Annotated in this window: 18 protein-coding genes and 1 tRNA gene; 3 read left to right on the forward strand and 16 right to left on the reverse strand. The window is 33.6% G+C overall.

All coding sequences use genetic code 11. From position 1 onward, the window contains the following. The first annotated feature begins 30 nt into the window (after nt 1-30). The 3 genes from VCM48_RS07710 to VCM48_RS07720 are packed head-to-tail and all read left to right on the forward strand — an operon-like array spanning nt 31 to nt 3,735. The gene (locus tag VCM48_RS07710; RefSeq protein ID WP_482272195.1) at nt 31-3,237 is read left to right on the forward strand and encodes an efflux RND transporter permease subunit; all 3,207 of its coding nucleotides are present in this window, start codon (nt 31-33) and stop codon (nt 3,235-3,237) included. A gap of 1 nt (nt 3,238) precedes the next feature. Further along, complete coding sequence (locus VCM48_RS07715) at nt 3,239-3,544, forward strand: hypothetical protein (protein ID WP_028891240.1); 306 nt, start codon at nt 3,239-3,241, stop codon at nt 3,542-3,544. Between the two features lie 2 nt (nt 3,545-3,546). Next, nucleotides 3,547-3,735 carry a YgaP family membrane protein gene (locus VCM48_RS07720; protein ID WP_274633718.1) on the forward strand — a complete coding sequence of 63 codons (189 nt, stop codon included), beginning with the start codon at nt 3,547-3,549 and terminating at the stop codon, nt 3,733-3,735. A gap of 185 nt (nt 3,736-3,920) precedes the next feature. On the opposite strand, the gene VCM48_RS07725 is transcribed toward VCM48_RS07720, so the two are convergent. From VCM48_RS07725 to mraZ, 16 genes are all read right to left on the reverse strand, one after another. Beyond that, nucleotides 3,921-3,994 (reverse strand) — tRNA-Arg (locus tag VCM48_RS07725). 11 nt (nt 3,995-4,005) lie between these two features. After that, nucleotides 4,006-4,452 carry a GatB/YqeY domain-containing protein gene (locus VCM48_RS07730; protein WP_425659811.1) on the reverse strand — a complete coding sequence of 149 codons (447 nt, stop codon included), beginning with the start codon at nt 4,450-4,452 and terminating at the stop codon, nt 4,006-4,008. Between the two features lie 70 nt (nt 4,453-4,522). After that, entirely contained in the window at nt 4,523-6,385 is a 1,863-nt protein-coding gene (gene ftsZ, locus VCM48_RS07735; RefSeq protein WP_482272196.1) for a cell division protein FtsZ, read from the reverse strand. Between the two features lie 84 nt (nt 6,386-6,469). Further along, complete coding sequence (gene ftsA / locus VCM48_RS07740; RefSeq protein WP_121147772.1) at nt 6,470-7,810, reverse strand: cell division protein FtsA; 1,341 nt, start codon at nt 7,808-7,810, stop codon at nt 6,470-6,472. Next, the gene (locus VCM48_RS07745) at nt 7,797-8,537 is read right to left on the reverse strand and encodes a cell division protein FtsQ/DivIB (RefSeq protein ID WP_482272197.1); all 741 of its coding nucleotides are present in this window, start codon (nt 8,535-8,537) and stop codon (nt 7,797-7,799) included. The genes ftsA and VCM48_RS07745 overlap by 14 nt, the downstream gene beginning before the upstream one ends. A gap of 1 nt (nt 8,538) precedes the next feature. Continuing rightward, nucleotides 8,539-9,885 (reverse strand): UDP-N-acetylmuramate--L-alanine ligase, encoded by a 1,347-nt coding sequence (gene murC, locus VCM48_RS07750; RefSeq protein WP_273693903.1) that lies wholly within the window; start codon nt 9,883-9,885, stop codon nt 8,539-8,541. Beyond that, complete coding sequence (gene murG / locus VCM48_RS07755) at nt 9,885-10,976, reverse strand: undecaprenyldiphospho-muramoylpentapeptide beta-N-acetylglucosaminyltransferase (RefSeq protein WP_274639587.1); 1,092 nt, start codon at nt 10,974-10,976, stop codon at nt 9,885-9,887. The genes murC and murG overlap by 1 nt, the downstream gene beginning before the upstream one ends. After that, a complete protein-coding gene (locus tag VCM48_RS07760) occupies nt 10,960-12,150 on the reverse strand; it encodes an FtsW/RodA/SpoVE family cell cycle protein (protein ID WP_440122655.1) in 1,191 nt (396 codons plus the stop codon). The genes murG and VCM48_RS07760 overlap by 17 nt, the downstream gene beginning before the upstream one ends. Nucleotides 12,151-12,166: 16 nt before the next feature. Next, nucleotides 12,167-13,501, reverse strand: coding sequence for a UDP-N-acetylmuramoyl-L-alanine--D-glutamate ligase (gene murD / locus VCM48_RS07765; protein ID WP_482272198.1), 1,335 nt, complete (start codon nt 13,499-13,501; stop codon nt 12,167-12,169). A 2-nt stretch (nt 13,502-13,503) separates the two neighbouring features. Then, the gene (locus VCM48_RS07770) at nt 13,504-13,881 is read right to left on the reverse strand and encodes a four helix bundle protein (protein WP_482272199.1); all 378 of its coding nucleotides are present in this window, start codon (nt 13,879-13,881) and stop codon (nt 13,504-13,506) included. Between the two features lie 38 nt (nt 13,882-13,919). Then, a complete protein-coding gene (gene mraY / locus VCM48_RS07775) occupies nt 13,920-15,146 on the reverse strand; it encodes a phospho-N-acetylmuramoyl-pentapeptide-transferase (protein WP_440067991.1) in 1,227 nt (408 codons plus the stop codon). A 3-nt stretch (nt 15,147-15,149) separates the two neighbouring features. After that, nucleotides 15,150-16,616, reverse strand: coding sequence for a UDP-N-acetylmuramoyl-L-alanyl-D-glutamate--2,6-diaminopimelate ligase (locus VCM48_RS07780; RefSeq protein WP_482272200.1), 1,467 nt, complete (start codon nt 16,614-16,616; stop codon nt 15,150-15,152). Beyond that, nucleotides 16,617-18,629 (reverse strand): penicillin-binding protein, encoded by a 2,013-nt coding sequence (locus VCM48_RS07785; protein ID WP_482272201.1) that lies wholly within the window; start codon nt 18,627-18,629, stop codon nt 16,617-16,619. A gap of 6 nt (nt 18,630-18,635) precedes the next feature. Then, nucleotides 18,636-18,965: an FtsL-like putative cell division protein gene (locus VCM48_RS07790; RefSeq protein ID WP_099215555.1), complete on the reverse strand. Its 330-nt coding sequence runs from the start codon at nt 18,963-18,965 to the stop codon at nt 18,636-18,638. Beyond that, nucleotides 18,965-19,861 carry a 16S rRNA (cytosine(1402)-N(4))-methyltransferase RsmH gene (gene rsmH, locus VCM48_RS07795; RefSeq protein WP_274639581.1) on the reverse strand — a complete coding sequence of 299 codons (897 nt, stop codon included), beginning with the start codon at nt 19,859-19,861 and terminating at the stop codon, nt 18,965-18,967. The genes VCM48_RS07790 and rsmH overlap by 1 nt, the downstream gene beginning before the upstream one ends. Next, a complete protein-coding gene (gene mraZ / locus VCM48_RS07800; protein ID WP_124590512.1) occupies nt 19,848-20,315 on the reverse strand; it encodes a division/cell wall cluster transcriptional repressor MraZ in 468 nt (155 codons plus the stop codon). The genes rsmH and mraZ overlap by 14 nt, the downstream gene beginning before the upstream one ends. Nucleotides 20,316-20,501: the final 186 nt, after the last annotated feature.

Here is a 20,501-nt window from a genome sequence, read left to right on the forward strand (position 1 = left end):
ACGAAGTGGTAACGCCCAAAATAATAAAACATGAAAGAAGGTTTAGCAGGAAAAATAGCCAAAGGGTTTATAGGCTCTAAACTTACCATATTATTAATGGTAGTGTTTATGGTAATTGGTGTGTACAGTTCTTTTTTAATTCCGAGAGAAGAAGAACCACAGATTGATGTGCCTATGGCTGACATTTTTGTAGGGTATCCAGGAGCGAGCCCTACAGAGGTAGAATCGAGAGTTATCAAACCCTTAGAAAAAATAATTTCGAACATCAAAGGAATAGAGTACGTATACTCTACTTCGATGAAAGAACAAGGAATGGTCATTGTTCAGTTTTATGTTGGAGAAGACATCGAACGCTCTTTCGTAAAACTATACAACGAGATTAACAAACATATGGATCAAATGCCGAAAGGTGTTACGATGCCTTTGGTAAAAACACGTGCAATTGATGATGTACCTATGTTAGGGTTGACATTATGGAGTGAAAACTATGATGACTATCAATTAAAACAAATGGCACAAGAACTTACCAACGAAATCGAAAAGGTAAACGATGTAGCGATTACTCAAAAAATTGGAGGTAGAAATCGTGAAGTACGTGTGGTCGTAGATAAAGATAAATTAGCCGCTAGTGGGCTAGACTTTTTATCGGTTACTAAAATGCTAAAAGCTAGCAATCAGCAACTGAGTGCTGGAAGTTATGATAAAAATGATACCGAGTTTTTAGTAACTACAGGAAAGTTTTTACAATCTGCTGAAGATGTTAAAAACTTAGTCGTTGGTGTACAACAAAATCAACCGATTTATTTAAAACAAGTTGCGAACGTACTAGACGGTCCAGAAATTCCTAAAAACTATGTAAGTTTTGGGTACGGACAAGCGAGTAGTAATGCTTCGACATATCAATCAGAATATCCAGCGGTAACCATATCTGTAGCTAAACGAAAAGGTGCAGATGCAATGCAAATTGCCGATGTTATTTTAGCTAAGGTTGATCATTTACGCACCAACTTAATTCCTGATGATGTACATGTTGAAGTTACACGTAACTATGGTGAAACAGCCTCACAAAAAGTATCAGAATTATTATTACACTTAATCGGTGCCATTATAGCTGTAACCTTGGTAGTAATGTTAGCCATGGGATGGCGTGGTGGTTTAGTAGTGTTCTTATCAGTTCCCATCACCTTTGCGCTTACCTTGTTAAGTTACTACATGTTAGATTATACCTTAAACAGAATTACCTTATTTGCTTTGGTATTTGTAACAGGTATTGTGGTAGATGATTCCATTATTATTGCCGAAAACATGCACAGGCATTTTAAAATGAAACGATTACCGTTTAAGCAAGCTGCCTTATATGCTATTAACGAAGTAGGTAATCCAACTATATTAGCCACCTTTACCGTAATTGCTTCGGTATTACCAATGGCTTTTGTTTCTGGATTAATGGGACCTTATATGAGTCCGATGCCTATTGGAGCTTCTATCGCCATGATTTTGTCATTATTTGTTGCGTTAACGATTACTCCGTATTTAGGATATATTTTCTTACGCGAAAAAGACAAGCATGGTGCGGAGGAAAAGGCAGAAGAAGATGAAACCAAAGCTATGCAAAGCACGCTAATCTATAAATTGTATGAACGATTCGAGCGTCCGTTGATTGAAAATAAAACCAAGCGTTGGGCATTCTTAGGAATTACTATTGTTTTATTACTAGGTTCTATGTCGTTGTTTTTTACCAAATCGGTAGCTGTAAAAATGTTGCCTTTTGATAATAAAAACGAATTCCAGGTAGTAATTGATATGCCTGAAGGTACCACATTGGAGCGTACCGATGCTGTAACCAAAGAAATTGCACAGTATTTAGCTACACGACCAGAAGTAGTAAACTACCAAAGTTATGTGGGTACTTCTGCCCCAATTACCTTTAACGGATTGGTACGTCACTACGACTTACGTGGTGGTAGTAATATGGCGGATATTCAGGTAAACTTAGTTGACAAAAAAGATAGAAGTATACAAAGTCATGATATAGCTAAATTGATGCGTGGTGATATTCAAAACATTGCTAAAAAGTTCAAAGCAAATGTAAAATTAGTAGAAGTTCCACCAGGACCTCCTGTATTATCTACCATTGTTGCAGAAGTGTATGGACCAGATTATGAAAAGCAAATTGAAATTGCCAACGAGGTTCAAAACATCTTACATAATACAAATGACGTTGTAGATATCGATTGGATGGTAGAAGACAATCAAACTGAATATGAGTTTGTAATCGACAAGGAAAAAGCAATGTTGTATGGTGTGGCACCTCAGCAAATTGCTTACACATTGAATATGGCATTGTCTAACAGAGCGGTTTCAACCTTATATGATGAAGACGCTTCTAATCAAGTAGGAATTGTGTTTGCTTTGGATGAGAAAGAGAAGTCTTCTGTTCAAGATATTGCTCAGTTACAGATTAAATCGCAACACGGTACTATGGTTTCTATAAGTGATTTGGTTTCTATTGAAGAAAAGAACAGCGCAAAAAGTATTTACAGAAAGAATCAAAAACGTGTGGTATATGTGATGGCTGATATGGCAGGGGAATTGGAAAGTCCTGCTTATGCTATTTTAGGAATGGAAGAAAAATTAAAAGAGATTCCACTTCCAAAGGGATATGAATTAAATGAGCTATACATTAAACAACCCGATTTTGAAGATAATTATACCGTAAAATGGGATGGTGAATGGCAAATTACCTTAGAAGTGTTTAGAGATTTAGGTATCGCCTTTTTAGGAGTAATCATTATTATTTATATGTTGATTGTAGGGTGGTTTCAAAACTTTAAAGCTCCAATTGTAATGATGGTTGCAATTCCCTTATCTATGGTAGGAATTATTTTAGGACACTGGATGATGGGGGCTTATTTTACAGCTACTTCATTTATTGGAATGATTGCTCTAGCAGGAATTATGGTACGAAACTCCGTCTTACTTATTGACTTCGTTAATTTACGTTTAGCAGAAGGAGTTCCGTTAAAACAAGCTGTTATAGAAGCTGGTGCAGTACGTACCACTCCTATTCTACTAACTGCAGGTACGGTAGTTATTGGGGCATTTGTAATCTTATTTGACCCTATTTTCCAAGGATTGGCTATCTCTTTAATGGGCGGAACAATTACTGCAACTGTACTAACCTTATTGGTAGTACCATTAGTATACTATTTAATTGAACGTAAAAACTATAAATAAGATGAAGTTATTAATAATAACCGTAGTTGATGGGCTTCAAAATGAAGTAATGAAACTATTAAAAGAAGCAACTATAGATAATTTTAGTGCTTCTGATATTGAAGGTTTTCGAAATTCTTTTCCTGTAATTTCTGTAAATGATTGGTTTTCTGGAAATGAAAAAGCAACTGGTTCATATATGTATTTCTCATTTACTGAAACTGATAAAATAGATACACTGTTTAACTTAATTGAAACTTTTAATAAAAATTTAGAAACAAATAATCCAATACGAGCTGTTGTGGTTCCTATTGATAAATATATTTAATTATGAAGAATAGAATTGTACGTGGTATTGCTGGTAGTTTTATACTTATTAGTTTAATCTTAGCAATTAAAGTAAATATTAATTGGTTATGGTTTACTGCTTTTGTAGGTGCCAATTTATTACAATCATCATTAACCAAATGGTGTTTAATGGATGATATTTTAACCAAGGTTTTTAAAGTAAAAGATTAAAAAAGTGATCTTTAAAATTTAAAGCTAATAACTCTTATAAAACTTTAACTGCTTATGTAACTTAAGTTGCATAAGCAGTTATTTACGTTTTGTAATATTGCTCTCAGTTAAACAACTAATTCCCCAAATATTTCCTTAAATAAAAACAGCAGAAATATATATTCTGCTGTTTTCTTTTTTTTTTGCGACCCAGAGAGGACTCGAACCCCCAACCCTCAGAGCCGAAATCTGATGTTCTATCCAGTTGAACTACTGAGTCTATAAATTTTATTAAGCTAGTTTAGCTTTTACAATTGCTGAAATAGTTTTTCCGTCTGCTTGTCCAGCTAATTGTTTAGATACAATTCCCATTACTTTACCCATATCCTTCATACCATCTGCTCCAACATCTGTAATAGTTTTCTCTACAATATTTCCAATTTCTTCTTCGCTTAAGGCCTCTGGTAAAAATTGTTCTAAAACAGCTGCTTCTGCTAATTCTGGTTCTGCTAAATCATTACGACCTTGCTCTGTAAACACTTTAGCGCTATCTTTACGTTGCTTCACTTGTTTTTGAATAATCTTCAGTTCTTCTGCTTCGGATAATTCTCCTGCTCCTGCTTCAGTATTTGCCAACATAAATGCTGATTTCAATGCTCTTAAAGCTGTTAAAGCTACCGTGTCTTTAGACTTCATAGCTTCTTTCATTTTATCCATTACCTGTTTTTGCAAACTCATAATTTTATGTTTTTAAAGTATTAAAAAATCCCGATAAATCGGGATTTTAAAAATAAGTGTTATTCATTTATTAATCTACATTATCGTGTAAAAACGAGTTATTAGAACGTAATAAATCGTTATTATCTGTATTTAATGCTGTATCTGACTTACTAATATCAGAACCTGCATCAATATCAACTCCTAATCTTTTATAAGCTGGTTGACGCTCAATTTCGTCTATGTTTTTACTAACCTGATCGTTAAACTTATAGTTAAAACCTTTCATTTTTTCACGTCTTTCTTGTGCTCTTTTTTGCAATTCAGAAATTGTTAAGTCTAACGGAGAAACTTCTTCACTTGAAGTGTTTATGTCATTAATTTCTTCTTGCGTTTTAGATTTTACCTCAAATTGTAACTCTTCTTCTATCTCCTCCTTAATTGTTGGAGTAGAACTTTTACCAATTGTTGGTTGTGCACTAAAATCATCTAGTACATAACGTTTTTCAACTTTATGATACTTTACTTCTTCAGCTTTTACTTCAATATTTTTAATCTCGCTAGTTGTTTCAACTAAATGAGAAGCTGGTTTTATTTCTTCGTAAGAGTTTAATGGTAAATCAAACAACAAATCTTGCTGAGTTGGTTGCTCTTTTACTTCTCTTTCTTCTACTTTTGGTTCTGCTATATTTGTAATAATAAAATCGTCTTCAGAAACTGTTTCTATTTCAATCTCATCATATACTACATCAATATTTTTTATTGCTTCTGTTGTGGGAATAATCTCTGATTTAGGTTCAGGCTTTTCTTCCTCTAAAACATGAACAACTTTATTTGATGGTGTACTTTTTATAGGCTCATCAATTGTTGGAGATGTTTGTATATTCTGGTCTCCAAAGTTATAGGTTGCCTTTTGCTCATCTTCTAAAGTATGAACTATTTTTTTTACCTCTGTATTGGTAATATTACCTTGCTGATCGGCAGCGAAACCCGTAGCTACAACCGTAACAGCTATACCATCTTCTAACGATTCATCTTCTCCAATACCCATAATAATATTGGCATCATAACCTGCTTCATCTTGGATGTAGTCATTAATTTCACCTATTTCATCTAAGGTTACTTCATTACCTCCAGAAACGATTAATAACAATACATTTTTAGCTCCTGTAATTTTATTATCGTTCAACAATGGTGAATCTAATGCCTTTACAATAGCATTTTTAGCTCTGTTTGCTCCTGTTTCTTTTGCAGAACCCATAATTGCTGTACCACTATTTGATAATACCGTTTTTGCATCATGTAAATCGATATTTTGTTTGTAGTGATGTGTAATTACCTCTGCTATACCTTTTGCCGCTGTTGCTAATACTTCATCAGCTTTAGAGAATCCTGCTTTAAACCCTAAGTTACCATAAACTTCGCGCAGTTTATTATTATTGATAACAATTAATGAGTCTACATTATTACGTAGCTCATCAATTCCTTTTTGAGCTTGTTTTGAGCGCATTCTTCCTTCAAATTGAAACGGCATAGTAACGATACCTACCGTTAAAATGTCCATATCTTTAGCAATTTTAGCAATGATTGGAGCTGCTCCTGTACCGGTACCTCCTCCCATACCTGCGGTAATAAATACCATTTTGGTATGTGTACTCAACATTTGTTGAATTTCCTGCATACTTTCAGCCGCTGCTTGTGCTCCAATTTCTGGATTAGCACCTGCACCTAACCCAGAAGTTAAGTGTGCTCCTAATTGAACTTTATTAGGTATAGGACTGTTTTCTAATGCTTGTGCGTCTGTATTACAAATTACGAAATCTACTCCGTGAATTTGTTTACTATACATGTGGTTTACTGCGTTGCTTCCTCCCCCACCAACACCAATTACTTTAATGGCATTCGATTGTGTTTTTGGCATGTCGAATGAAATGTTATCAAATTCTGCGCTCATAATAACTTTTCTTTTTTATTAATTCTTATTCAATTTTACACTCCTTTTTAGGGGATTAATCAGGAGTATTCTTATATATACTAATTACTCTGCGTTATCTAAAAATTCTTTGAATCGTTCAGTAAACTTATCAAAAAACGATTTAGATTTTTTCGCTTTGTGTTCCTTCTCTTCTTGGATTTCTTCTGCTATTTCTTTTTCCTCTTCAATAGCTTCTTCTACTAACGCCTCTGGCGCTTCTTCTACAACTACTTTTTCTTCTACTTCTTTTTGTAAACCTTCCATTAATAACCCTACAGCAGTTGCAAATGCAGGACTTGACAATGCTTCATCAGAGTCTCCTGCTAGGTGTTCATTTGGATACCCAATACGAACGTCCATTCCAGTAATATATTCTACTAACTGGCGTAAATGTTTTAATTGAGCTCCACCTCCTGTTAGTACAATACCTGCTATTAATTTTCCTTTTTGAGTTTCATGCCCATAGTTCTTAATTTCTAGGTACACATGTTCAATAATTTCTTGAACTCTCGCATGAATTATTTTTGATAAATTTTTAAGCGTAATTTCTTTAGGTTCTCTTCCTCTTAACCCTGGAATTGAAACTATTTCCGTTTCTTTATTTTCTCCAGGCCATGCTGAACCAAACTTAATTTTTAATAACTCTGCTTGTTTTTCTATTATTGAACAGCCTTCTTTAATATCTTCAGTAATTACATTACCTCCAAAAGGAATGACTGCTGTATGACGAATAATTCCGTCTTTAAATATTGCTAAATCTGTTGTTCCACCACCTATATCAATCAATGCTACACCTGCTTCTTTTTCCTCTTGACTTAACACTGCTGATGCAGAAGCTAAAGGTTCTAGGGTAATATCAGAAAGGTTTAACCCTGCACTTTTGATACATCTGCCTACATTTCGAATAGAAGATACTTGCCCAACTACTACGTGAAAGTTGGCTTCTAATCTTCCACCATACATTCCGATAGGTTCTTTTATATCTGGCTGGCTATCTACTTTAAATTCTTGTGGTAATACATGAATAATTTCTTCACCAGGTAGCATAACCAATTTATGTACCTGACTTACTAAATTTTCTATATCTGTTGCATCTATTACCTCCTCTGACTTTTCTCTTGTTATATAGTCACTATGGTGAAGGCTGCGTATGTGTTGACCAGCAATACCTACTACAACATTCTCTATCTTATATCCTGAAATACTTTCTGCCTCTTCAGCTGCTTGCTGAATAGACTGAATGGTTTGCGTAATGTTATTAACTACCCCACGCTTTACACCTAAACTTTTCGCTTTACCAATACCTAAAACTTCAAGCTTACCGTATTCGTTTTTACGACCAATCATGGCAACAATCTTGGTTGTACCAATATCTAAACCAACTGCAATTTTATTGTTTTCCATCTTGATTTTGTTTTGTGCACACAACTTGGTTGTGGTATTTTACATTTATCGCTTTATAGTTATTAATGGTTTTGTCTTTAAATGCTTTGTTATAAAATGCTGTTAGCTTTTTAAACTTCATTGATGCATCTATTAACTCTCCAAAGATTATCTTATAATCACCACTACGAACTGTAAATATATATTCGTTTTGGGCGTCTCTTTGAATAGCAATAATTTCTTTAGCGAAAAAACTGTTGCTATTTATGGTCTTTATTAACGTTGTTAATTCTTTGATTTCTTCTGGCTCCCTTACTCCTAAAACTAATGGTACTCTTGCTGAAAAATTTGTTGATAACGGAATTTCTACACCATACTTATCAACATAAAAAGATTTATCTTTATCAACAATTCGAGCTATCGGTGTTCGTTGTTTTATAGTAGTTTTTAACACCCCATCTACGGTTAAAAACACAGCTGTTTTTTCAACATACGGGTTCGCCGAAACATTAGCCTCTAGAAAGTGTAAATCTACCAATCTTTTTGGTTGGTTTTTAACAAATTCATTATTTTGTATTAACAATTTATCAACCATACTGTGTGTCAAAAAGTTATTGTCTCCAGCAGCAAACTCTACTACCGTATTTTTTACCTTTTTTGCTCCATTTCTATTGGTTGTAAAACCATATAAAAACACCAAAAACATCAACAGCAAGAAAAAAGACAGATATGTTGCTAATTTTTTCATTCTATTTTTTGTGTTTTTCCTCTAATTTATTTTTTACTTCATCAACTAATAAACCAATATCTCCTGCACCCAACATTGCCACTATTTTTGACTCTGACTTTATGATTTCGTTGCTTAATTTTTCCTTCGATACTAACTTTTTAGTATCAATGGTTATTTTTTCCAATAACCAATTAGAAGTAACTCCTTTTATTGGCAATTCTCTAGCAGGATAAATATCTAATAATAGCACTTCGTCGAACAATGATAATGCTTCTGCAAAATCATCTACAAAATCTCTAGTCCTGCTAAACAAATGTGGTTGAAATACAGCCAAAACTTTTTCTTTTGGATACATTTCTCTAACAGATTGCGCTACTGCTTTTATTTCAGTAGGATGATGTGCATAATCATCAATCAACACAACATCTTCAGTTTTTATTTTATAAGAAAATCTACGCTGTACCCCTTTAAAAGTTCCTAACTGTTTTTTAATTTTTTCTAATGACACTCCATATACATCTGCAATAGCTAGTGCTGCTAAAGCATTCATCATGTTATGATTTCCTGGTAAATGAAATGCTATATTTTTAATTTCTGATGTTGGTGTTTTTACATCAAAAACATATTTACCTGCTTCTATTTTTACATTATAGGCTTTATAATCCGCTGCTTCTTCTACAGCATAAGTTAACCCTTCTAATGGTAATCCTTTTGCTACAATCAAAGTATCAGAAACTTTACCTGCAAAATCTCTAAATGATTGCTGTAACAATTCATTTTCTCCATAGATATCTAAATGATCTGCATCCATAGAGGTTACACAAGCTATATTTGGTGATAATTTTAAAAACGAACGATCAAACTCATCAGCCTCAACAACTGAAACTTCATCACCTCCTAAAATTAAGTTAGAGTTGTAATTTTCTGCAATTCCTCCTAAAAACGAAGTAGCTTTTTCAGGTTGCATAATGTGCCCTAAAATTGAAGAGGTTGTTGTTTTTCCATGTGTTCCCGCTACAGCCAAACAAAAAGTATTCTTAGTAATTTCTCCTAATACTTCTGCTCTTTTTAAGACTGTGTATCCGTTATCTTTAAAATAATTTAATTGTAAATGATTTTTAGGAACTGCTGGTGTATACACCACCAATGTTTTTTCTTTATTTAAAAATGAAATTGGAATGTTTTTTACAGCATCTTCAAAATGAACTTCTATTCCTATTTCTTCTAAACTTTTAGTGATAGGTGTTGGTGTTTTATCGTAGCCTACTACTACTTTTCCATTGACAGAAAAATAACGAGCTATGGCACTCATTCCTATTCCACCAATACCAATAAAATAAACGTTATGTATCGTTTTTAAATTCACTAACTGATTAATTTTTCTATTTCGTTAACGATATTACTTGTTGCATTTGGTAACGCTAACTCATTAATGTTTTCACTTAAACTTTCTTGTTTCCCTTTATCTTTTAACAAGGTTTCTAATACCACTGGGAAGGTATCGAGTTCACTTTCTTTCACTACTAAGGCTCCATGTTTATCTGCAATAGACTTAGCATTTTTTGTTTGATGATCTTCTGCCACATTTGGTGACGGTATAAAAATAGTAGGCTTACCTACTATACATAATTCTGACACTGAACTTGCTCCTGCTCTTGACACAATAAAGTCGGCAGCAGCATAAGCTAAATCCATCCTGTTCAAAAACTGATGTACTTGAACATTTTCTAGTTCATCATATTTCTTATACTCTTCAAAGTATAACTTACCGCATTGCCATATTAATTGAACTCCTTGTTTTTTAAAGAAGTCTAAATTGGCTTCCACTAACTGATTAATCTTACGAGCACCTAGACTTCCACCTAGTACTAAAATTGTTTTTTTAGATGTATCTAATTCAAAAAACTCTTTCCCTTCCTCTATTTTAGTATGAATAAATAGTAAATCTTGACGGACTGGATTTCCAGTTTTTATAATTTTTTCTTCAGAGAAAAAACGCTCTAAATTATCGTATGCTACACATATTTTTTGCGCTTTTTTACCTAACAATCTATTGGTTATTCCTGGATACGAATTTTGTTCTTGAATTAAGGTTGGAATTCCTTTTTTATTAGCAACCATTAATGTTGGTCCACTTGCAAAACCTCCAGTACCTACAGCTACATCTGGTTTAAATTTTCGTATAATTCTATATGCTTTCCATAAACTACTTAATAGTTTAAAAGGAAATATTAAGTTCTTTAAAGTTAGTTTTCTTTGGATTCCTGAAATCCACAATCCTTTGATTTCATATCCTGCTTGCGGTACTTTTTCCATTTCCATTTTATCTTTTGCTCCTACGAACAAAATGTTAGCTTCTGGGTAACGAACTTTTATTTCGTTAGCAATTGCTATTGCAGGATAAATATGACCTCCTGTACCTCCACCGCTTATTATGATATTAATCGATTGTTTCATGTAAAATATCTAAAGGGTTATCATCTAAAATTGTTTCTTCAGTTTCGTTTTTAGAAGCACTTACACTTAAAATCATTCCTAATGCGAAACATGTCATCCAAATAGAGGTCCCTCCACTACTAATTAGCGGAAGTGTTTGTCCTGTTACTGGTAAAATATTCACCGCTACTGCCATGTTAATCATTGCTTGAAAAACAATAGGAATTCCCACACCAACAACCAACAAGGTTGCAAATATGGTAGTAGCTTTTTTGGCGGTTATTAAAATTCTGAAAAGCAATAAGAAATAAATAAATATTACCACTATTGCTCCTGCAAAACCATATTCTTCAACAATAATTGCATAAATAAAATCGGATGAGGATTGTGGTAAAAAATTTTTCTGCACACTTTTTCCTGGTCCTTTCCCAACTACTCCTCCTGTTGCTATTGCAATTTTAGCTTTTTCTACTTGATAATCTTCTTCACCATCTGGCTGAGAAAAACTTTCAATTCTACTTTTCCATGTATTTACACGGTTAGGCATTGCATCTGGAAATGCCTTAGCTACTAAGATGAAAAATAGAAAAGCAAAAAGTCCTATTCCTAATATATATCCTATATATTTTAAAGGGTATCCTCCAATGAACGACACCATTAAAATCATAAAGAATACCATAGCTGTGGTTGAAAAGTTTGCTGGCAATATCAATACCAATACCAAACCTACTGGAAGCCACAATTGCAATAAACTTTCTTTGAAAGAAATTACCTTTTCTTTATTTTTTGCTAAGTAACGTGCTACATATACCATCAATACCAAACCTGCCAATGTGGAAGTTTGAAATCCGATACCTACAAATGGAATACGAATCCATCTACTTGCATTGGCTCCTCCAATAGTAGTTCCTTGTGCCAAGGTAAAAACCAACAGTAAAACAACCACAGGAAGCATTAAAACAGAGCCTCCACTGAAATATCTGTATGGAATTTTATGCACTCCATAAATTACCGCAAATCCGGTAATCAACAATACAATATGTTTTACCAAATGCCCTAAAGTAGAACCGTTACCAACTACATATACCAAATTGGTACTTGCACTATATATTGGCATAAATGAAAATATTGCCAATACTGCAACGATAGCCCAAATAGCTCGATCTCCTTTTATATGTCGAAAGATGTTTTTCATCAATCTTTAGTGTGCTTTATATATTTCTTACAGCTTCTTTGAATTTTCTTCCTCTATCTTCATAGCTATCAAATAAATCGAAACTAGCACATGCTGGAGACAACAACACTGTATCTCCTTTTTGCGCTATTTTATAAGCTACTTTAACTGCTTCTTCTGCTCCAGCAGTTTCCACCATCACATCTACTACATTTGCAAAAGTGTCTATGATTTTTTGATTATCTAATCCTAAACAAACTATTGCTTTTACTTTTTCTCTTACTAAAGGTAATAAATCTGTATAATCATTTCCTTTATCAACTCCTCCCACAATCCAAACTGTTGGGTTATCCATGCATTCTAATGCGTAAAAAGCTGCATTTACATTCGTAGCTTTACTATCGTTAATGAATTCAATTCCATTTACTTTTTGCACTTTTTCTAAACGGTGCTCTACACCTTCAAAATCAGATAGACTCTCTGCAATTGTTTCTTTTCTTACTTTTAACAACCTTGCAGCCATCGATGTAGCCATAGCATTTTTAGTGTTGTGCTTTCCTTGTAATGTTAGCTCAGAAACCTTCATTAATTTTTCTTCTGTATTAAATTTCATTATTATCGTGTCTTGTCTTAAAAAAGCTCCGTATTCCAATTCTTTTTCTATTGAAAAAGGCACTAGCGTTGCTTCTGTTTTGTTATTTTTTAGCCAAGTTTGAATTGCTTCGTCATCGGCATCGTATATTAAAAAATCGTCTTTTGTTTGATTTTTTGTTATTCTGAATTTTGAGTTTATATAGTTATCAAATTCATATTCATATCGATCTAAATGATCTGGTGTTATATTGGTAATTACAGCAATATGTGGTTTAAACTTTTCGATTCCATCTAACTGAAAACTACTCAATTCCAGCACATATTCGTCGTACTTATCATCAACTACTTGTTCTGCGAAACTATCTCCTATATTTCCTCCAACTCCTACATTTAAACCTGCTTTTTTTAATACATAATGTATCAACATGGTTGTAGTTGTTTTTCCGTTTGATCCTGTAACTCCCACAATGGTTGCATTGGTAAATTCCGAAGCGAATTCTATTTCTGAAATCACTTTAATTCCTTTTGAAACTAACTTTTGCACAAGTGCAACTTTTTCTGGAATTCCAGGACTTTTCATCACCACGTCAGCATTTAGAATTTTATCTTCTGTATGCTGATTTTCTTCAAAATCGATTGAATTATGTAAAAGAACTTTTTTATACCGTTCTGCTATACTTCCTTTATCTGAAACAAAAACTTCATATCCTTTTTGTTTTCCTAAAAGCGCTGTTCCCACACCACTTTCTCCTCCACCAAGCACAACTAATCTTTTCATTTTTAATTAATGATTTTAGATTTATTGATTGATGATTTACTTTTTAATGTTTTTATAGAAGCTACAACAATTGAGGTCAGCTCGTCCGCCTCTTTATGTAGTCTTTTCAATTCTTCTTGATTATTTTCATGAATCGACATAAAAACCTCTAAAAAAAACATGCTTTCATCTACTTCCTCTTCAACAATTTTTAATTTATGAATAAAGTCAGCTGAAGATTTTGCCCTACAAGCAGCTCTATAATTAGCTCCAACCGAACTAGAACATCTTATCAATTGTCTACAATATGCATCAAACTCTCTTGTTTTAGGATATTCTTTACATAACCTCCAACAATCGATAGCAAATTGTTTAGTTCTATTTTTAATCTGTTCTTTCATTCAATCTTATATCTTAAATCAAAACTCCAAAATCTCCTTTATCTTAACTTCAATGTTACTATGGCAAATACCGCTAACAAAATTCCTACAATCCAAAAGCGTACTACAATTTTACTTTCGTGATAGTTTAGTTTTTGATAGTGATGATGTAGAGGAGACATTTTAAATATTCGTCTTCCTTCTCCAAACTTCTTCTTTGTGTACTTAAACCACGAAACTTGTAGTATTACCGACAAATTCTCGACCACAAATATTCCAGCTAAAACCGGCAGTAATAATTCTTTTCTTATGGCAATTGCTATAACCGCTATGATACCTCCAATAGTTAAACTTCCAGTATCACCCATAAACACTTGTGCTGGATAGGTATTATACCATAAAAACCCGATTAATGCTCCTGCGAAAGCTAAAATAAAAACGGTCATTTCTCCAGATTTTGGGATGTACATTACATCTAGATAATCTGCAAAAATGATATTTCCTGATACCCAAGCAAAAATTGCAAGTGTTATCACCATAATTGCTGATGATCCTGCTGCTAAACCATCAATCCCATCAGTTAAATTTGCACCGTTTGAAACTCCCGTAACAATAAAAACGGTAACAAAAATGAAAATTATCCATCCATATTTTTCATATCCATCTCCTAAGAAACTTAATGCTTTTGCATAGTCTAACTCGTTATTCTTTAAAAAAGGGACTGTTGTTTTTGTAGATTTGTGCGCTTCTCCAAACACCTTCTTTTTACCATCTACTTGCACAACTTGTTCTGAAATAGGTAATTGTTCTTTTATGGTTACATCTTGGTGAAAATACAGCATAGACCCCACGATTACACCTAACCCTATTTGTCCTAAAACCTTAAACTTTCCTTTTAACCCAGCCTTATCCTTTTTAAATACTTTGATATAATCATCAGCAAAACCAATAAGTCCCATCCAAACAGTGGTTATTAATAGAATAATGATGTATATATTTTCTAGTTTTGCTAAGAACAGTACAGGAATTAATGTTGCAAGAATTATAATTACACCTCCCATAGTTGGTGTTCCTGCTTTTTGTACTTGTCCATCTAAACCTAAATCTCTTACTGTTTCACCTACTTGCTGTCTTCTTAAGTAATTGATAATTTTTTTACCAAAAATGGTTGATATCAACAAGGATAATATGAACGCCATTGCAGATCGAAATGTGATAAACTGAAACACACTTGCCCCTGTTAAGCTAAATTCACTTTCTAAATATTGAAATAAATAATACAGCATTCGTTAGTGTTTTTTTAGTTGATTAAAATAGTTGGTTACTTCTTCTAAATCATCAAAATGATGCCTAACACCATTTATTTCTTGGTAGGTTTCATGACCTTTTCCTGCAATAAGTAAAATATCTCCTGAAGTTGCTAGTTTACAAGCTGTTTTAATAGCTTGTCTTCGATCTACTATTGATAGTGTTTTTTTATAATTTTCTGCCGCAACTCCTGTTTCCATTTCATCAATTATTGATTGCGGATCTTCTGTTCTAGGGTTATCGGAAGTAAAAACAACTTGATCACTTAATTGAGATGCTATTAATGCCATTTTTGGGCGCTTCGTTGTATCTCTATCTCCGCCACATCCTACAACTGTAATTACGGTTTCATTTCCTGTTCGGATATCATTAATAGTTTGTAATACATTTTTTAATGCATCCGGTGTATGTGCATAATCTACTATTGCCGTAACTCCTTCATCTGAAACGGTGTACTGAAATCTTCCACTTACACTTTCTAGTTCACTTACAATTCGTAAAATTTCTATCTTTTCAAGCCCTAACAACTCTGCTACTCCATATATAGCTAACAAGTTATATGCATTGAATTCTCCTATTAACTTTGTCCAAACTTCTACTCCGTTAATTGTTAACAAAGTTCCTGAAAGACGTTTTTCTAACACTTTTGCTTTAAAATCTCCAATTGTTTTAAGTGCATAAGTTTGTTTGTTCGCCTTCGTGTTTTGCAGCATTATTTGCCCATTTTTATCATCTATATTCACCAAAGCAAATGCTGATTTTGGTAATGAATCAAAAAACGATTTTTTTACATCACGATATTCTGCAAATGTTTCGTGATAATCTAAATGATCGTGAGATAGATTCGTAAACACACCTCCTGCAAACTCTAATCCTTCCGTACGTTTTTGATGAATTCCATGAGAACTTACTTCCATAAAACAATAATCAACTCCTGCCTCAACCATTTTTGATAAATATTTATTTATCGCTACCGAGTTTGGTGTTGTGTGTGTTGCCTTATACTCTTCATTATCAACCATCACTCGCACAGTTGACAACAACCCTACTTTATACCCTGCTTTTTTAAATAACTGATACAATAAGCTTGCAATTGTAGTTTTACCATTTGTTCCTGTTACTCCTACTAATTGCAAGCTTTTTGACGGGTTGTTATAATAATTTGCTGCTATTATTGCTAATGCAGCATTAGAATCTTCTACTTTAATATAGGTAATCTCTTCATTTTTATCTTCTGGCAAAGACTCACAGATAACAGTCTTAGCACCCAACGACACTGCTTTTGTTATAAACTGATGCCCATCTACTGTTACTCCTTTTTGAGCAACAAAAACATCATCTTCCTGCACTTGTCTACTATCAAACTGAATATTCTTTATATCAATATCTGTATTTCCGTAAACTTCTTTTACAGCTACCTTGTATAATATGTCTTTTAATTTTTTCAACTATGATAATTTTAAATATATCGTTGCACCTTTTGAGACTTTAACCCCTCTTTCTACAGATTGCTCTGTTACTTTTCCTACTCCTGAAAACTTAACTTTCAATCCCATGTTCTCTAGTAATGCAACCGCATCCATTCCGCTCATACCAATTACTTTAGGCATAATTGTTTTATACTTCCTTAGTTTTTGATAGTATTCTTGATATTCTTTATCGAGGACTTCTTCTGAAATATCATCAGAAACAAACTGATTATTGATTGCTGTTGAAGTATAAATTTTTTGAGCTATTTCTTTAAATATGGGAGCAGCAACCGTAGCCCCGTAATATCCTTTTTCCTTTTTAGGACTATGGACCACCACAATACAAGAGTATTTTGGTTCATCAGCTGGGAAAAACCCCGCAAAAGAAGCCACATATTTTTGATTTGAATAATAACCACCTTCGTACTCTCCTTTGGCATTTTTTGTTCTTGGAATATATTTTTTTGCAGTCCCTGTTTTTCCTGCCATAGAAAAGTTTGATGAATAGATTCCTTTACCTGTTCCGTATTTTATAGTATTTTCCATCACTTTTCGGACCTTATCTAAGGTTTCTTGTGATGCTATTTTTTCTTTTACTACTTCTGTTCCAAAGCTTTCTTCTACTTTACCTCCTACTCTTAGCTCTTTAACAAAATATGGTTTCACCAACTTTCCGTCATTTGCTACTGCATTATAAAACGCTAGTGTTTGCAAAGGTGTGAGAGAAACTCCATATCCCCAAGCCATCCACTCTAACGAAATTGGACTCCAACTTTTTTCTGTTGGTTCTGGTATATAAGGTTTTCCTTCTCCTTTTATTTTTACACCTGTTAATTGATCTAAACCAAACGACTTAATTTTATCGGTAAACTTTTTCGGATTCTTATCGTAATGCTTTTGTATCGTTTTTACAATTCCTACGTTTGAAGAAACCTCAAACACTCTTCCTAAGGATATTTTTCCGTACCCTCCTCTTTTACTATCTTCTACTTTACGATTATTAATATAAATCCTTCCTTTTTCACAATCTACCACAGTTGAAGTATCTGCTACTTTATCTTCCAGCGCAACCATTAAACTAGCCAACTTAAAAGTTGACCCTGGTTCGTGACTCTCCCAAACAGCATAATTTCTTTTTTCGTAATATTTTCCTTTAGAAGTTCTTCCTAAGTTAGATATTGCCTTAATTTCTCCTGTTTCTACCTCCATCACCACAGCACATCCATGATCTGCTTCAAAATACTCCATTTCTCTTAACAAAGCATGATGCGTAATATCTTGAATATTCACATCTATTGTTGTTATTACATCACTACCATCTATTGGTTCTTTCTCATTTACATCATTAATTGGTTTCCACTGTCCTTTCGCTATTTTTTGCTTTAAACGCCAACCATTTTCTCCTTGCATGTAATCTGCAAAAGCACCTTCAATTCCTGCCCCTCCTCTGTAATCATCATATCCAATAGTACGCTCAGCTATTTTACCTATAGGGTGCACACGAACTGTTTTTTGCTCCGCTATAAAACCTCCTCGATATACCCCTCTATTAAAAATCGGGAAGCTTTTCATTTTCACATAGTCATTATACCCTACATTACGAGCTATTAACAAATAACGATTTCTACGTTTTTTTGCATTACGTAACTTCTTTTGGTAGTAACTAGCCGGCTTACCCAGTAAACCTGAGAGCGACTCTGAAAGTGCACGAATATTTTTCTCAAAAACTTCTGAATCTACCGCAACCACGTCCATACGAATGGTAAATTTTGACATTGATGTTGCTAGCAAATTTCCATCTGCTGCATACACATTACCTCTATTCGCAAAAATAGTGTCGTTTTTAACTGTTTTTTCTTCAGAAAGCTTTCTATACTTATCCCCTTCTACATATTGAAGTTTAAAAAGTCTAAAAATGATAACTACAAAGAAAAGCGTCATTAAAACAACAATCACATAGAGTTTGTTTAATATGCCTTTTTTTACTACCATTTTATATTACTCTTTATTATATGTTACTTTTATTTTTTGGGGCGGTTTTTTTGCAGGGAACAACCCCTTACTTTTTACTTTATCTCGAATACTACTTTCTAACTTCATCCTCATTAATTCAGTACTCGTATCTACATCTTCAGCCCGCAACTCTCTTTTCTTCTTATTAAGCTCTGCTATTTGTACCACTTTTGCATCTGCACTGTGCGAACTATATATCATTATTAACAACAGCACTACAACAAAAATTAAAATCCGCCAGTTTTTAAATGAGCTTTCATCCGTAAGAAAACTTCCTCTTAAAAGATCGTATATACTCTTTCTTACTTTAGACATTATTTTAATGTTGCTATTCTTAGTTTCGCACTTCGTGCTCTGTTATTCTCTTTAATCTCTTCTTTTGTTGGCACAATCATTTTACCAACCTTTTTAAGCGGCACATTGGTATTACCATAAAAATCTTTTTCTGGCTCACCGCTAAACAACCCCGTTCTTATAAATCGCTTCACCAACCTATCTTCTAACGAGTGATATGAAATCACACTCAATCGTCCATCCTCATTCAACAAATCTGGAATTTGCTGTAAAAACTCCTTCAACACTTCCAACTCTTGATTTACTTCTATTCGTATTGCTTGAAAAATTTGTGCTAGAATTTTATGCTCTTTGGCTTTTGGCAAAAATCTTTGCAACACCTCTTTTAACTCAAAACTTGTATTAATCTCTCTACCCTCTCTTGCTTCAACAATTGTTTTAGCTAAAGTTCTTGCATTTCGCAACTCTCCATACAAAAACAACACATCTGCTAAATCTTCTTCAGTATATGTATTGATGATTTTTTTTCCTGACAATTCAGACTTTTGATCCATTCGCATATCTAAATCTGCATCAAAACGAGTTGAAAAACCTCTTTCAGCTTCATCAAATTGATGCGACGACACACCTAAATCAGCCAACACCCCATCTACCTTCCTAACACCGTAAAAGCGTAAAAACCTAGATATGAATCGAAAATTCTCACCAATCAACACAAAACGCGGATCGTCAATTTTATTTTGTTGCGCATCCGGGTCTTGATCAAAAGCAAACAATTTTCCTTTTTCTCCTAATCGACTCAATATTTCTCTAGAATGTCCTCCTCCTCCAAAGGTGACATCCACATACACTCCATCTTCCTTTATATTAAGTGCATCTACACTTTCTTTCAACAAAACTGGACTATGATAACTCATCTGCTTCCGTATTACCCATTACTTCCTCTGCTAATTCAGCAAAATCAACAACAGCATCATCAATTACTTTTTCGTACTTATCCTTATCCCAAATCTCAATAATATTCACTGCAGAAGAAAGCACTACTTGCTTTTCTATTCCTGCAAATTGACATAAATCTTTCGGAATCAATATCCTTCCAGAAGCATCTACATCCACCATCTTTACACCAGCAGTAAACCTTCTGATAAAATCATTATTTTTCTTTACAAATCGATTTAGTTTATTGATTTTTGCCATCATTAAATTCCACTCTTGCATCGGATACAACTCTAAACAAGACTGAAACACAGAGCGTTTAATCACAAAACCTTCTTGTAACACAGAAGACAGTTGCTTCTTGAACGCTGACGACATCATCAACCTTCCTTTAGCATCTACCTTGCACTCATATGTTCCAATTAAATTTATCACGTAAAGAAACTATAGTTTGCATCAAAAATAAAAAATATTTACCACTTTTTACCACTTTTTACCACATTGTTGATAAGTTTTAGTTTTTGAGCTAAAAAACTGATACTAAAAGACTTCTATATCGCCATTGTACATGAAATAATAAAAATGAAAAAGTGATAAAAAAGAACTACATTTGTGGTTAAG

Source organism: Tenacibaculum sp. DPLXC6 (assembly GCF_056815515.1).

What these genes read in the sequence shown, in the direction of transcription:
- rsmH (WP_274639581.1), bottom strand. Translation starts at nt 19,861, where the DNA reads ATGAGTTATCATAGTCCAGTTTTGTTGAAAGAAAGTGTAGATGCACTT.
- VCM48_RS07745 (WP_482272197.1), bottom strand. Translation starts at nt 8,537, where the DNA reads ATGAAAAAATTAGCAACATATCTGTCTTTTTTCTTGCTGTTGATGTTT.
- VCM48_RS07730 (WP_425659811.1), bottom strand. Translation starts at nt 4,452, where the DNA reads ATGAGTTTGCAAAAACAGGTAATGGATAAAATGAAAGAAGCTATGAAG.
- VCM48_RS07790 (WP_099215555.1), bottom strand. Translation starts at nt 18,965, where the DNA reads ATGTCTAAAGTAAGAAAGAGTATATACGATCTTTTAAGAGGAAGTTTT.
- VCM48_RS07720 (WP_274633718.1), top strand. Translation starts at nt 3,547, where the DNA reads ATGAAGAATAGAATTGTACGTGGTATTGCTGGTAGTTTTATACTTATT.
- murD (WP_482272198.1), bottom strand. Translation starts at nt 13,501, where the DNA reads ATGAAAAGATTAGTTGTGCTTGGTGGAGGAGAAAGTGGTGTGGGAACA.
- ftsA (WP_121147772.1), bottom strand. Translation starts at nt 7,810, where the DNA reads ATGGAAAACAATAAAATTGCAGTTGGTTTAGATATTGGTACAACCAAG.
- ftsZ (WP_482272196.1), bottom strand. Translation starts at nt 6,385, where the DNA reads ATGAGCGCAGAATTTGATAACATTTCATTCGACATGCCAAAAACACAA.
- VCM48_RS07785 (WP_482272201.1), bottom strand. Translation starts at nt 18,629, where the DNA reads ATGGTAGTAAAAAAAGGCATATTAAACAAACTCTATGTGATTGTTGTT.
- VCM48_RS07710 (WP_482272195.1), top strand. Translation starts at nt 31, where the DNA reads ATGAAAGAAGGTTTAGCAGGAAAAATAGCCAAAGGGTTTATAGGCTCT.
- VCM48_RS07770 (WP_482272199.1), bottom strand. Translation starts at nt 13,881, where the DNA reads ATGAAAGAACAGATTAAAAATAGAACTAAACAATTTGCTATCGATTGT.
- VCM48_RS07715 (WP_028891240.1), top strand. Translation starts at nt 3,239, where the DNA reads ATGAAGTTATTAATAATAACCGTAGTTGATGGGCTTCAAAATGAAGTA.
- mraY (WP_440067991.1), bottom strand. Translation starts at nt 15,146, where the DNA reads ATGCTGTATTATTTATTTCAATATTTAGAAAGTGAATTTAGCTTAACA.
- murG (WP_274639587.1), bottom strand. Translation starts at nt 10,976, where the DNA reads ATGAAACAATCGATTAATATCATAATAAGCGGTGGAGGTACAGGAGGT.
- VCM48_RS07760 (WP_440122655.1), bottom strand. Translation starts at nt 12,150, where the DNA reads ATGAAAAACATCTTTCGACATATAAAAGGAGATCGAGCTATTTGGGCT.